At 46.6% G+C, this 12,745-nt stretch carries 9 protein-coding genes; 2 read left to right on the top strand and 7 right to left on the bottom strand.

Features of this window, described 5'->3' with window-relative positions; translation table 11 throughout:
• Positions 1-4: 4 nt before the first annotated feature.
• Entirely contained in the window at positions 5-841 is an 837-nt protein-coding gene (locus tag F8L24_RS10160; RefSeq protein WP_294955297.1) for a prephenate dehydrogenase, read from the bottom strand.
• Between the two features lie 120 nt (positions 842-961).
• On the opposite strand from F8L24_RS10160, the gene bamA reads away from it, so the two are divergent.
• Complete coding sequence (gene bamA, locus F8L24_RS10155; RefSeq protein WP_294955295.1) at positions 962-3,352, top strand: outer membrane protein assembly factor BamA; 2,391 nt, start codon at positions 962-964, stop codon at positions 3,350-3,352.
• Between the two features lie 3 nt (positions 3,353-3,355).
• Here bamA and F8L24_RS10150 read toward each other — a convergent pair whose 3' ends face one another.
• Together F8L24_RS10150 and pta are read right to left on the bottom strand one after the other, a co-directional pair.
• Positions 3,356-4,546 carry an acetate kinase gene (locus F8L24_RS10150; protein WP_294955293.1) on the bottom strand — a complete coding sequence of 397 codons (1,191 nt, stop codon included), beginning with the start codon at positions 4,544-4,546 and terminating at the stop codon, positions 3,356-3,358.
• Positions 4,543-6,639, bottom strand: coding sequence for a phosphate acetyltransferase (gene pta, locus F8L24_RS10145; protein WP_294955291.1), 2,097 nt, complete (start codon positions 6,637-6,639; stop codon positions 4,543-4,545). The genes F8L24_RS10150 and pta overlap by 4 nt, the downstream gene beginning before the upstream one ends.
• 181 nt (positions 6,640-6,820) lie before the next feature.
• Between pta and F8L24_RS10140 the strand changes: the two genes are divergently transcribed.
• Positions 6,821-8,857, top strand: a complete 2,037-nt coding sequence (locus F8L24_RS10140) for a hypothetical protein (RefSeq protein WP_294955289.1) — start codon at positions 6,821-6,823, stop codon at positions 8,855-8,857.
• Here the strand turns inward: F8L24_RS10140 and F8L24_RS10135 are convergent.
• From F8L24_RS10135 to F8L24_RS10120, 4 genes are all read right to left on the bottom strand, one after another.
• Complete coding sequence (locus F8L24_RS10135; protein WP_294955287.1) at positions 8,854-10,095, bottom strand: cation:proton antiporter; 1,242 nt, start codon at positions 10,093-10,095, stop codon at positions 8,854-8,856. The genes F8L24_RS10140 and F8L24_RS10135 overlap by 4 nt on opposite strands.
• Before the next feature lie 3 nt (positions 10,096-10,098).
• The gene (locus F8L24_RS10130) at positions 10,099-11,481 is read right to left on the bottom strand and encodes a TolC family protein (protein ID WP_294955285.1); all 1,383 of its coding nucleotides are present in this window, start codon (positions 11,479-11,481) and stop codon (positions 10,099-10,101) included.
• A gap of 19 nt (positions 11,482-11,500) precedes the next feature.
• The gene (locus F8L24_RS10125) at positions 11,501-12,457 is read right to left on the bottom strand and encodes a biotin/lipoyl-binding protein (protein ID WP_294955283.1); all 957 of its coding nucleotides are present in this window, start codon (positions 12,455-12,457) and stop codon (positions 11,501-11,503) included.
• On the bottom strand, positions 12,458-12,745 hold a 288-nt coding region (locus F8L24_RS10120), incomplete at its 5' end, for a DUF3302 domain-containing protein (protein ID WP_294955281.1).

Below are 12,745 nucleotides of genomic sequence, written 5' to 3'. Positions count from 1 at the left end.
GTGTTTACAGTATGTCATGCAGTGTATTTGCTTCCTGCATCCAGGTATGCAGTGTTGTCCACTCTTCATTTTCAACCATCTTTCGACATTGTCCGAGCTCAGTTTCAAATGCTTCTATCGCTTCAATGAGGTTTGTTTTATTCTGCCTGAAAATATCCTCCCACATATTGGGTGAAGATTTGGCGATGCGGCTCATGTCTTTAAAGCCTCCGCCGGCAAGGGCAACAATACTTTCGGGGTCTTCCTGTTTCATAACAGCGTTTGCCAGAGCGTAGCTCAGTGCATGCGGCATATGTGAAATGAATGCAGCATGCCGGTCATGGGCTTTTGCCGTCATATAGACAAGTTTCATCCCTATATCGGAAAACAGCTTTTCTGCCACCTGCTGCTGGTGTCTGCCGCTTTTCTCCATGTCGCAGAGTACAACAACTTTGCCTTCGTAAAGGTTATCTATGGCAGCAGTGGGTCCGAATTTTTCTGTTCCGGTCATGGGGTGGGCAGTGACAAAGTTTTTTCTCAGATTTTCAGGAATACTTTCAGAGATTTTTTCTTTGGTACTTCCCAGGTCAATAACGGTACATGCCTCGTCAAGTGTACCTATCTGGTTGGCTACAGCGATGATGCCGTCCACCGGAATCGTCAGGAAAATAATATCACATGCCTTGATCGCATCCAGTGTCTGGACGATCTCATCGACCAATCCTATGGAGAGTGCTTCTGTGCAGTGTTTACTGTTGTGGTCGAGACCGATAAAACGGTATTGGGATGAAGACTTTTTCAGTGCAAGCGAAAGCGATCCTCCCATGAGCCCAAGTCCTATAATTCCGATTTTTGTTGTCATTTGTGCCCTTTGAAACGAGGAAGTGATTTTTGGGTGATTATAGCATATTAACTGTGCTCTTATTGAAAAAAAGATAAAATATTTGCAAAATGAACAAGGTTGTTTTATGAAGGTTGTTTTATGATGATACGGAAAATCGCTCTTTCTTGGATGGTAATAGGGTCACTGCTTCTTGCGCAGAAAATTACCAATATCAAATTTGAAGGTTTGGCGCATCTTTCAAAAAGTGTTGCCTATGAGGTTGCAGGTATCCGTCCGGGGGACAATGTCACAGGTGAACAGATAGATGATTCTGTCAAGAATTTTTATGACCAGGGATATTTTGAGGATGTTTGGGTAGAGCAGAAGGGCAGTACACTGATCTATCATTTTAATGAAAAAAGAGCTATCGCAAAGGTGAAAGTGACCGGATACGGGGATGACGGTAAAAAACTGCTTGAGGGTGCCGGGATCAAAAAAGGCGACCTGTATGATGTCATGCGTATTGAACAGGCTAAAAAAGCGATGCAGGCAGCGCTGGAAGCCAAAGGGAATTATGATTCTGTCATTGATGTGACAACAAAGCCGGTGGGCAAACATGCGGTAGCCGTTACCTTTGATGTCAACAAGGGTGAAAAGATCAAGATCAAGAAGATCAATTTTATCGGGGCCAAAGCCCTGAGCAAAAGCGAACTTGAGCATAACCTTGTAAACCAGCAGGAGGATGCACTCGGATTCATTCCGATCTTTTTCCATAACGGAGAGGTAAAGGTGGATCAGCTGCCGTACGATGCCTACAGGGTTAAAGAAACGTATATGGAACACGGGTATCTTGATGCGTATGTCAGTAAACCGCTGATGCGGGTAGACTACAGCTCCTATACGGCTGAAGTGGATTACCAGATTAAAGAGGGAAAACAGTATCGCCTCGGCAAGATCAGTATTTCCCAGAGCATCCCGGGACTCAAAACTGACAACCTCCTTTCCGATCTTGATCTGCGTTCCGGAAAAGTTTTCAATATTACCAAAATGCGTAAAGATATCAAAATGCTGGAAAACAAAGCGGGCGACCTTGGATATGCTTATGCTAAAGTGACACCGAACATGCATAAAGATCCGCAAAAGGGTATCGTGGATATCCAGTATATAATCACTCCGGGTCAGAAAGTAAAGATCGGTGATGTCCTGATCTCTGGGAACGATGAAACGAAAGACAGGGTTATCAGACGCTATATCTATCTTGCACCGGGTGACCTGTACAGTTCGACGGACCTGAAAGAGAGTATCAATGCACTTAAGAGAACGGGATTTTTTGAAAAAGTAGATATTCAGACACAGAGAATTTCGGAAGACAAGGTCAACCTCCTTGTCAAAGTCAAAGAGACACAGACCGGTACGATCTCTGCAGGAGGCGGGTACGGTTCCTATGAGGGGCTTATGGTCAATGCTTCCATCTCTGACAGGAACTTCCTTGGAACAGGTATCAACACGACACTTGGATTTGAATTTTCAAAAGTTTCAAAAAACTACAATCTTTCCTTTGTGAACCCGAGGGTCTGGGACAGTCGCTACAGTTTGGGACTGAGTCTCTATAAAAGACAATATGAATACAACTATGACCAGACAGACGGCTATACGATCGACCAGCTGGGCGGATCAGTGAACGTAGGACGCGAGTTCTGGCGGCATTTCTATGCTTCCGTCGGTGTAGGCTATGTGGATAACCAGTCGGAATACAGTGAAAGTTATCTTGAGAGTGTCAACTCGATTTCCAACCAGTTCTATAACGACCAGTATAGAAAAGCATCCGGTTTTGCCAGTCTGAAATTTGACAATACCGATGACTACCTGCTTCCAAGAGAAGGGTATATCGCATCGATTGCCGGCGAGTTTTCAAAAATGGATGGTGACATGACACCGGAGAATCTTAAAAGAGGCTATACCAAATTTGACAGTTTTACCAAAGTGAATGCACGGTTCGGTGCTTTTTACGGTATGGAAGACTTGATTGATTATGACTTGATCCTGCGTTTCAAAGCACGGTATACCAAGATCTTCTCTTTGGATGATGAGTATATTCCTATTGCGGAAAGACTTTTTATGGGGGGTGTCGGATCGGTCAGAGGATACAATCCGTATTCTCTTTCTCCCGATGTTATCGGAAAGGGCGGTATTCCCGGTTATCCAGGAAGCCGTATCGGAGGTACGGAGCGTGAGTCTGCCTCCTTTGAGGCGAATATCCCTTTATCCGATGCTGCGAAGATGAGACTTTCCTTCTTCTATGATATCGGTCGGATCAGTACAGATCCTGTTCGAAGCGGTGTGTCGCCGAGCGGACAGCCTGAATACATTGACTTCAACAATCCTGATCAGTCCTACTACGGTGCTTCCGTTGTACGTTCATCGACAGGAGCAGTGGTCGAGTGGCAGTCACCTTTCGGTGCGATCAACCTGATCTTCTCGTATGCGATCAATCCGGATGAGTATGATGATACAGCTACATTTGAATTCTCTATGGGGAATCAGTTCTAAACTTTAGAGGTTCCCTTTAGAATGTATGACGACCTCCTGGGTCTGTCTGGTGATCTCCAGTTCTTCATTGGTAGTGATCACCAGGAGTGCGACCTTGCTGTCCTTCTGCTGGATCGCAGGATCGTTCAGACTGTTTTTCCCTTCATCAACAGATATACCGAATATATTTTCCAAACCTTCACAGGCCAGTGTACGTATTTTGGATGCATGTTCTCCAATACCGCCGGTAAAAACGATGGCATCCACCCTTCCCAGTGCAGCAGCATAGGCACCGATATACTTTTTAATACGGTAGGCATACATTTCTACGGCAAGCCTGCTCTTTTCATCTCCCTGTTCCGTATGAGAAATGACTTCACGCATATCGTTGGTTCCGCAGATACCTTTGAGCCCGCTTTCTTTGTTGAACATGGTGTCTACTTCTTCAGCCGTCATATGCAGCTGATGCATGAGGTAAGGTGTGATCGCCGGATCTATGTCGCCTGAGCGCGTACCCATCATTAATCCCTCAAGCGGTGTCAGACCCATGGAAGTATCAATGCTGATTCCGTTTTTGATAGCAGCAGCACTGGCGCCGTTCCCAAGATGCAGTGTAATAAGGTTCAACTCTTTCAGGGGTTTATGCAGTATTTTGGATGCCTCCTTAGCAACATACGCGTGAGATGTACCATGGAAACCGTAACGGCGCACGGATGCCGACTCGAATAAATGATAGGGAAGAGGATAGTAGGCAGTACAGTCCGGCATCGTCTGGTGAAAAGCAGTGTCGAAGACAGCAACCTGGATAAGGTCAGGATAAAGTGCGGCAATGACTTCGATACCTTCGAGGTTGGCCGGATTGTGAAGCGGAGCAAGAGGTATCAGGGAGCGTATGGTTTCAATGACTGTACCGGTAATGCGCACAGGCTGACTAAAATGCGGACCGCCATGGACCACACGGTGCCCCACAGCATCCAATTCGCCAATATCCGAAATGATCCGGGTATTTTTCAGACGTTCAAAAAGTGTGACAATAGCATGATGATGGTCTTTGACGGCTATCGTATGTTTTACCGGTGGACCCTTGAAATGCAGTGTCATGTAACTTTCTTTCTCGCCGATACGTTCAATAGTGACAGAAGCAATACTTTTTTCATTGACAAAATATTGACATTTCAGTGAAGAGCTTCCTGAGTTGAGCACAAGAATTTTCATGCTTTGTCCCTGTACTGTGCCTGTATTGCAGTAATTGCCACCGTATTGACAATATCATCTACAAGGCAGCCTCTGCTGAGATCATTTACCGGAAGTTTCAAGCCCTGAAGGACCGGTCCGATAGCCGTGGCACCGGTAGAGCGCTGAACCGCTTTGTATGTATTGTTTCCTGTGTTGAGATCGGGGAATACAAATACCGTAGCATGTCCTGCCACTTTGCTGTCAGGCAGCTTTTTTCTGGCAACGTTCATATCGATGGCGGCATCATACTGTATGGGGCCTTCTATGAGGAGGTCAGGTCTCAGTTTCTGTGCCAGTCTGGTTGCTTTGCGTACTTTTTCTACATCGGGACCGCTGCCGGAATCGCCTGTAGAGTAGGACAGTAAAGCAACTCTGGGTTCAATACCGAATCGGGAAGCAGTATCGGCAGAGGAGATGGCGATATGTGCCAGTTCTTCTGCCGTAGGATCAAGATTGACGGCACAGTCACCATACACAAGTACTTTGGTATCGAGAAGCATAAAAAAGATACTGGAGACAATAGAAATGCCCGGTGTTGTTTTGATGATCTGAAGAGCGGGGCGGACAGTGTCTGCGGTCGTGTGTGAAGCACCGGATACCAATCCGTCTGCCATATGGTTATAGAGCATCATCGTGGCAAAATAGTTACGATGCGACATGGCATCCCTGGCAGCCGGAAGGGTGAGGCCCTTGGTACGTCTGAGTTCGTAGAACTGCTGTGCAAACTTTTCGGACAGTCCGCCCTGTGCCGGGTCGATGATCTTTGCCTTGGCAATATCAAGCCTGAGCTGTGCACATCTGTGTTTGATCTCCTCTTCTTCTCCCAGGAGGATCAGATCGACAATATCTCTTTGGAGCAGAATAGAAGCTGCTTTCAGAATGCGTTCATCTTCACTTTCGGGCAGTAAAATCGTTTTTTTCTCACTGCGTGCCTGTTCAAACAGACGATATTCGAACATCATAGGGGTAACAATGTCGTTTCTGCATGCCTTAAATCCTTCGACGATCTTCTCTTTATCCACATGGGTGTCGAAAAGTGCTTTGACCTGTATGATCTTCTGTGTCTCTTCCGGTGTGATCCTTGCCTGTATCTGCTCAACAGCTATCGCTGTTTCATAACTGTCACTTTGAACGGAAAGCATGGGAATGGGTGCTTCCGGAAAATCTTTAATAAGCTCTATGATGCACGTATCCGTTTGAATGCCGCCGCTGAGGATGATCCCTGCGATATTGGGATGGTTCTTGGCTGCGTAAGAGAGATGCGAAGCGATAATAATATCGTTTCTGTCCGAAGGGACGACAATGAGATGGTTTTCCTTGATGCGCGTAAGGTAATTGGCTACACCCATAGCGGCGATCTTGGTTCCCGTGACAAGATGATTGAACTGTTCTTCGTCGCCCAGTACGGTTTTTGCATTGAGAACCTGTGCTATCTGTCTCAGTGTGGGGGTATCGATCTCTTTTACTTCAGGAAGCAGGTAGACCTGCTGATTGTCTTCTAAACGATTGATATCTTGCCGCACGGCTTCTATCGTATCGGGATGACAGCGGTTTACAAAGGCAGCGAGTTCACGACATCCCTCTGCGCTGATGGTCTCTGAAACAATCTGTATCTCATTGATGATATCTTCGCTGTCTTTCCCTTTTGCATTGAGTACAGGACAAAAGAGCGTTCCGAGGTTTTTGGCGATCCTGAGATTGATGTCAAAGTCAAATGTAGATGCAAACCGGTTGCGCGGATAACCGTCGATCAGGACGAAATCGTAATTTTGCTGCAGCCAGTTCACTTTGTCAATGAGCACTTCCATCAGTGCCTCTTCTTTGTTGTCGGCAAATGCCTGAACAATTTCCGGTTCGGTAAATCCGACACAGGCATCGTATGAAATTTTCAAGCCGAAGTGTTCAAGCATAAAACCGATATGTGTTTCATCCTCTTTTTTCTCCGGAACTACAGGGCGGAAATAGGCGACATTGGTATAGCGCCCTTTCAGCATTTCCATAAAACCTATGGCAATAACCAGTGCTCCCGACTGTGCTTCTGTGGAAGCGATATAAATACTTGCATGTGGCATACGGATCCTTTTGATGCATGGCAGTGATAAGATTTTAACATAAAACATCAAAAGGTATAATGTCACACACAAAAAGTATTATTTTAGGACAACCATGCACTCATACATAGAAATATTCAATTTTACACCCACTCCGGAATACAGACCGGTTCATAGTCTTGAACCAGTGATAAGAGAGAGTATGCGCAACCAACGGGCATCAGCTGTTCTGGGTGAAGAGGGAATAGATGCGTTCACACAAAAGATCCTGGAGTGCATGAAGGTTTATTACCGTCTTGTCGGTATCGACGATGAGGTCATAGCGGGGAAGGGGTGTGTAGTACCCCGGGGAATACTGCCCAGATTTACCGAAGGATTGATACACTATTTCAAGGCGCTTAAAGAAGAAACAGCAGGGAACAAAGAGATCGCAGTACTTCAGCATTCGGGGATCACAACGATCAAGATACGGTACAAATATACAGACAGTGTGATCAAAAAACTGGTTAAACTGGGACTGCGTCAACCCTTACTTTTAGAGGACCCGCTTAAAATATTTCTTAAAGGCGGAGCACTGCACGATCTCATAGGGATGCTCTTTATCTGTTCAAGTCCCTATGAACGGGAGTGGGCGGCACGGGCACTTTACAGCTTTTTTGACTATGAACACCGAACAGATGACCATCTGCTCTATGGTTTTTACAGTGTCAAGCGTAAAAGCGGATACAGGGGACTGCACTGTGACCATACCCGATTTTATCCGCGTTTTGATACGCATTTTGAGGAAAACAGGCTGCCGGAAGATGATATTTTTGATATATTCGACCCGGCTATGTCCCAGACGGAACTTCTTGACCGTTTCCGGAATTTTTTCAACATAGAGATACAGCTGCATACAGCGTTCGAGAACCTTTGGGCAGGGATGGAACACCGGAACAGTTACAATATTCAAGCCAAAGGGGCAGGCCGGAGCGAGAAGATCGCTGTACAGTGGAACCTGCTTTCCGATACAATGAAAAACCTTGAAATGCAATTCGAGCGTTTACAGGTCGATACCGAACAGGCACGTTTCGATGTAGGGTACCGACAGGGATATACTTTCGTCAAAAGTGTATTGGAACGGCTGGATGCATCGGCATATCAGACCTATCTTTCATATGTGAAGAAAAGTGAAGCACTTGAAACACTGCTCAAGAACCATGAAATTTCCAGACAGGCCTATGTGGAAGAGTCTTATGAGATCGCTGCAGAACTTGAAGAGATTGCAGACAGGCAGAACTATCCGACGCTGCAAATACTTTTTTTGATGCAGAGCGCTTTTATGCATTATGGTCTGGCTAACCACCGAAATTATTTCAACAGCGAAGATATCTACCGTTTTGTGCATACAGCGTTGAACCGTTATCTTGCCATTTACGAAATGCTCAAGGCAGATGAAAGCATTTACAAATCCAATCTGTTGATGATCATTGTGATTCTTCGTTACCAGCAGCTGGCACAGCAGTACGGCCTTGGCCTGATCCATACCGGGGATGGTGTCATGAGCAAAGAAGAGCTTGCTCTTGTCAATTATGAGACCAATCTTACCCTTTTTAAAGACCTTTTGACGCAGCTCAATGAGTTGACCCCCGAAGAGTTGAGCGAGATAAAAAACGATGATACCGCTTTTTTGAAAATGGTGCACCGTACAGATGTGCTCGCAAGAGAGTGGGAGCTGCTCGTCAACGAATCACCCGAAGAACATAGACGGATTGCCAAAGAAGTGGCACGTTTCAGAACACGTTATGTTACGTCGGAACTTTGGGAACATTTTCATACACTGCTTGAACACAACAAGATCAAAAATGTCAGTTATGTGGTGAAATTCTATACGACATTGCTCTGGCATGGGTTGATCATTCCTCTGGATGCACTCAAACAGATCATCCGCTATTCTGCCTATGACAAGATCAAGACCAGTGACCTTTTCTATTATGAATTGGCTGCCTACAAGTTTCTTGCAGTAGATGGATGTGAATGCCTGGAAGATTGCGCCCAAAAAAGAGAAATGCGGAAGATGTCAGTACAAAGAAGAGCTTATTTTGAAGATTTTCACCGTAAAAATATGATACGACAGCTGTTTAAAATCTATAAAAATGAACCGCGTTTTACCTTTTTGCGGGCGAAATACCGTTTTGAACAGCTTATAGGCACTCCTTTCAGAATGGATCATTTCAGTGAAAGGCTGACAAAAACCTAAGCCGGGGGCTGTGTGTTATCTTCGTTTTTCTCTTCGGCTATCGGATGGGTTTTGGCATAGCCGACAGCCAGAGGTTGTGCGCTGAAGCCATGCAGGAAAATACTCAGGAAAATGGTCAGTGATGCGACACCGAAGATCTCTTCATGTCCCTGAATATCTCCAATTTCATGGACGGCTACGAGGATATAGAGGATCGATGCGATCCCTCTCGGGCCGAACCATCCGTAAAACAGACGGGTTGAAAAGTCGACTTTGGAGAAACCGAATCCCAATATGACCGGCAGCATACGCAGCACGGTCAAACTTAGAAGGGCAAAAGCAAGTGCCTTGAGGTTCCAGTAGTCAATCGTGAGGGGGATGAAGACCAAACCAAAGATCAGAAATGAGATCATCACCAGAAATTCCCCTTCGCTTTCGGCAAAACTTTCAACATGTTCACGGAGTATTTCACTGGTATTGCCCAGAAAAAGCCCGGAGAAGAAGGCGGCAATGTAGCCGTTGCCTCCCAAGTATTCAGCGGCATAGAAGGAAAAGACCGCCAGAGCGATGGGCGCGAGGTTGCTGTATTGATATTCCATCCATTCTTTTTTCATAGCCCGCATCATCATGCTTGCCCCTGCCCATCCCACAAATCCGCCGGCAACTGCACCGATGATCACTTGCCTGGCAATGTAGGAGAGCCAGCCGCTTTCCGCCGTACTGCTGTTGGAGACGATCATGGCAAGTACGGTAAGCAGCACGGGAAAGACGATACCGTCATTCAGCCCGCTCTCCACATTGATGGTGTTTCGCACGACCGAAGGGATACGCTTGTCACTGACAACGATCTTCCCCAGTGCAGCATCCGTCGGCGCCAGTATGAGTGCAAGCAGCAGGATGTAGAGGAATGATTCATGGGGAAAAAACCACATGCCTGTGAGTGTTGCAATAACAATCGTGATGGGCATGGCAATAAAAAGCAGACGTGCAGGAAGCTGCCAGTTTGCTTTGAGCTGTGAGAGGTTCAGGGCAGAAGAATCACTGAAAAGTACGAGTATCAGGGTGATCTCTGCGATGATCTGTACGGCTTCTGCATTGGCATGAATAGGGGTGCCTCCCAGTACAGGCGGGGAGAGCAGTATCCCTACACCTGTAAAGACCATCGGACCGGAAATATTGTATTTTCCAAGAAGATTGGAAAAAAGCCCGTAGCCCAGAACGACAAGACTTATGCCGAGAAAGACAAGATGTTCATGCATTTTTTATTGCCTTTGCTTCAGTTTGTAGTTTGCATGCCTGGTATCGAAACTCCCTCCCAATGCAAGATGAAGGTTGACACGGTTGATCAGACGTTCTTTGGCGATCTGCAGTTTGGCGATCTCTGCTTTGATCCATTTTCCCTGAATGACCAGGATATCCAGTACGGTACTTTCGCCGATGCGATATTTTTCAATGGTCATATCATAGGCGGTCTTGTATTCTTTGACCATAGTACTTATGTAGGTATAACGCACTGCCATATGTTTTTCTGCTGCAAGCCTGTCCTCAACTTCCTGAAATGCGCGCAGGGCGGTCCAGGCATAAGAAGCAATAGCCGCTTTCTGCTCTGCTGTGGCTGTAGCGACTTGCGCTTCAATGGCTCCGCCGGTGTAAAGCGGTGCAAAAATACCCGCTGTCAGAGAAGTGATGGCGTCGTTGATACTGTTGGGCCCAAGACCCAGTTTTAAACGGACATTCGGCAGATGCAGCAGTTTGGCAGATATTTTCTGGTGGAACGCTGCTGCTACGCGTTCTTCTGCCGCTATGAGGTCCGGTCTGCGCTCGAGTATTTGCGCCGGCAGTCCGGAAGGGATCTTGGGCAGTGTTCTGTAAAAATATTTTGCTGTGATCCTGGCGGAGGGATAGCGTCCTATGAGTACTTCCAGTGCTCTCTGGGAACGCTCTTTGGCCGCCAGTGATGCACGTGCCGAGTCTTCTGCCGAGGCAACGAGCGCCTTGGAAAGATGCACGTCACGTTTGTTTCCCTGGCCGATCTCTTCACGTTTATTCAGGACAAAGAGACCTTTTTCCTGGATCTTGACGATCTCTTTGTTAAATTCATATATTTTGCTGTTGGCATTAAGCTGGAACCATACTGTTGCGATCTGTGCGGCAAGTGACTGCCGGGCAAATTCATAATCGGCGATCTGTGACCGTGTCAATGCTTGATCTGCCGAAACAAGGTTGCCTACACGGCCCCATACATCCGGTTCCCAACTGGTTCCAAGCCCGCCGAATGAGACTTCGTTGGCACCGGCATTGTTGTTGTCATGATAGAATCCGGCTATATTAATCGTGGGTTTGAGTTCTGACTCTGTCAGTTTGGTCAGGGCAGCGGCTCTTTCCACTCTGAAGGCAGCTACTTTCAGGTTGGGGTTGTGCGCCTCGCCCTCTCTGACGAGTTTGTTGAGTTTAGGATCACGGAAAGTTTTCAGCCAGTTATCCTGTACCGCACCATTGGTATGAGGGGATGCGAAAGCAGATCTCGGCTTGATGGCATGAGGGCCCTTTTTGATGTCTGAGACTGCTTCATTATGGGTAGGAATATTTTGCGCACAACCAGTAAAAAAGAGGGCAAATGTACTGTAAAATATGACTTTTTTCATCTGTTTTGTCCTTTTTTTCTTAATGGAAACGCAGGAAATACTGCCAGCTTTGCATACGCAAAAGGATCTTACGGATGATCGCAACATGTGACCAGAACGGACTTGACATATCGTAGGTTGCAACGACGGCATCTGTTCCAAGCGGCAGGTCATAGGTACTTATATTGTCATCGATCTTGATCTGTACCGGGACTTGTCCTGCAGGCAGCTGGGTATTGAAAGAGAACATTTTCCGGTCAGGGGCGATCTCACCTTCTGCCATGGTAGGCAATACACGTACGACATGCGCCTGGAAGGAGCGTCCCGGTATGGCAGGGAAGATCACTTCTGCAAGGTTTCCTTTTTTGATATTGGTCAACGGTTCCTGTGAGAATCCGGCAATGAAAGCAATGGAGTCAAGATTGACGAAAGTGAGTACCGGAAAACTCGGAAAAGGAACAGCCATCTGTCCCGGACGTACCCTGACCTGTGTCACATAACCGTCTGTCGCCGCTTTTATGGTGCAGCTGTCAAGGTCGAATTGTGCTTTTTCAACCCGTGCAGTAAGCGAACCGACCTGTTTCTCATACTCGTGGATATCAAATTTCGATCCGCCTGCGACACGTCTGAGTTCTATGGTGTCCTGCAAACGTTTCCTGGCAAATTCAAGTTGTGCTTCGAGGTCTGCGAGTGCTGCTTTGAACGGGGTCTCATCGATCTTGATGAGGACATCTCCTTTGTGTACCAGTTTATTGGGTTGTGCCACTACTTCAACAACTTTTCCCCGTACATTTGAAACGATAGGTGTGGTGAGAAAATAGCTTCTTGCACTTCTGGAACCGGGATGGTAGTATGCCATGCCCATCAGAATGACGGAAAGCATGATGATCCCGCCGAGTACGGCAGTGGTAAGAGACCACTTGTTCACCGGTATCTTGAAAACTTTAAAAATGATCCAGCAGAAAGTGGCATAGGTGAGTATCATGAGTGTTTCCATCTATTTCACCTCCATTTGGGTATCGGATTCTGGCGGGACAGTCGTGTCTTCAGAGGCCTCGGAAAGTTTGGCTTCAAGTGCTTCGAGTCTTTCTTTAAGCTCTGTTATCTCTTTCTGTGACAGGGTTGAATCTTTGAGCTCGACCGTTTCAAGTCCCCAGCCTTCACCGGGCTTGTAAAGATAAGCCCAGATCCAGAGGAACGGCCAGATGACATGCATGAGAAAGAGGCTCACCCATCCGGCTATATGTATGGCATCCCGATGGGGATGATCTCTCTTTTTTGCGAT

The sequence above is a fragment of the Sulfurovum sp. genome, from assembly GCF_015493435.1.
Taxonomy (GTDB): Bacteria; Campylobacterota; Campylobacteria; order Campylobacterales; family Sulfurovaceae; genus Sulfurovum.
Note: the sequence above shows the minus strand (reverse complement) of the source record. Positions and strands in the feature narration are given on the sequence as shown.

What these genes read in the sequence shown, in the direction of transcription:
- F8L24_RS10125 (WP_294955283.1), bottom strand. Translation starts at nt 12,457, where the DNA reads ATGGAAACACTCATGATACTCACCTATGCCACTTTCTGCTGGATCATT.
- F8L24_RS10130 (WP_294955285.1), bottom strand. Translation starts at nt 11,481, where the DNA reads ATGAAAAAAGTCATATTTTACAGTACATTTGCCCTCTTTTTTACTGGT.
- F8L24_RS10135 (WP_294955287.1), bottom strand. Translation starts at nt 10,095, where the DNA reads ATGCATGAACATCTTGTCTTTCTCGGCATAAGTCTTGTCGTTCTGGGC.
- bamA (WP_294955295.1), top strand. Translation starts at nt 962, where the DNA reads ATGATGATACGGAAAATCGCTCTTTCTTGGATGGTAATAGGGTCACTG.
- pta (WP_294955291.1), bottom strand. Translation starts at nt 6,639, where the DNA reads ATGCCACATGCAAGTATTTATATCGCTTCCACAGAAGCACAGTCGGGA.
- F8L24_RS10140 (WP_294955289.1), top strand. Translation starts at nt 6,821, where the DNA reads ATGCGCAACCAACGGGCATCAGCTGTTCTGGGTGAAGAGGGAATAGAT.
- F8L24_RS10160 (WP_294955297.1), bottom strand. Translation starts at nt 841, where the DNA reads ATGACAACAAAAATCGGAATTATAGGACTTGGGCTCATGGGAGGATCG.
- F8L24_RS10150 (WP_294955293.1), bottom strand. Translation starts at nt 4,546, where the DNA reads ATGAAAATTCTTGTGCTCAACTCAGGAAGCTCTTCACTGAAATGTCAA.